At 39.9% G+C, this 253-nt stretch carries 1 protein-coding gene; it reads right to left on the bottom strand.

Annotated elements, in window-relative coordinates:
* Window positions 1-253: condensation domain-containing protein (locus SB660_RS22270; protein WP_410584636.1), on the bottom strand; the 253-nt coding region annotated here is incomplete at both ends.

Genomic DNA, 253 nt, shown 5'->3' with positions numbered 1-253 from the left:
CTTCAATCTCTTGTTGAGTAGGTGTATTTTCAAAGACGATAATATGATCAATCAGCTCTTGTTTAAGAGCGCTCTGCGCCTGAATGTCATATAAAGGGAAGTAACTATACGCTTCTGCTTCAGTCATGTCCTTTTGCATTCCGCTGACTAGGTCAGAAAAAGACAGAAAATCACTTTGGACTCGAATAGGAATGGTATTGATAAAAAGTCCGACCATGTTTTCCACATCTTTTAGCTCAGAAGGTCTGCCTGA

This window comes from Bacillus sp. SIMBA_005 (genome assembly GCF_046535585.1).
In the GTDB taxonomy this organism is placed as follows: Bacteria; Bacillota; Bacilli; order Bacillales; family Bacillaceae; genus Bacillus; species Bacillus pumilus.
The sequence above is the reverse complement of the archived record's forward strand: the minus strand, read 5'-3'. Positions and strand labels throughout refer to the sequence as shown.